1 protein-coding gene is annotated in these 536 nt (G+C 77.6%); it reads left to right on the top strand.

Going from position 1 to position 536, the window contains the following annotated elements; translation table 11 throughout:
* The coding region (locus HMPREF3086_RS05040) for an alpha/beta fold hydrolase (RefSeq protein ID WP_141764005.1) at positions 1-536 on the top strand (536 nt) is incomplete at both ends.

Raw genomic sequence — 536 nt, 5'->3', positions numbered from 1 at the left:
GGGCCCGCGGGATGCCGGAGGAGGCCACCGTCGAGTGCTCGACGCTCGGGGACACGCCCGTCCTGCGCCTCACGGCGACGGGCACCCCGGACGACGCCGCGCCCCTCGTCGTCGTCGCCGGTCCCGAGACCTCACCCGACAGCCTCACGGCGCGGCTCGCCTCCGCCGGCCCCGAACTCACCGACTCCCGGCCGCTCGTCGTCGTCGACCATCGGGGCCGGTCCGGCGCGGCCGGAGCGTGCCTGTCCTTCCCCGCCCGGCGCACACTCGACGGGCTGGCGGACCGTGGCACCGACCCCACCTCCCCCGAGGTGCGCGGCGCCCTCGCCGACACCGCGCAGTCCTGCACCGACCAGCTCCAGGGCCGCGAACTGGACTTCGGCGCCGCGGGCGCCGCCGAGGACCTCGAACGGCTCCGGCAGGAATGGGGGGTCCCCGGACTCGCCGTTCTGGGGATCGGCACCGGCGCCCGCACCGCCCTGGCCTACGCGAGCGCCCACCCCGGCCGTCTGTCGACGCTGGTCGTCGACTCGCCC

This window comes from Dietzia sp. HMSC21D01 (assembly GCF_001815995.1).
GTDB classification, from domain to species: Bacteria; Actinomycetota; Actinomycetes; order Mycobacteriales; family Mycobacteriaceae; genus Dietzia; species Dietzia cinnamea.
The sequence above is the reverse complement of the archived record's forward strand: the minus strand, read 5'-3'. Positions and strand labels throughout refer to the sequence as shown.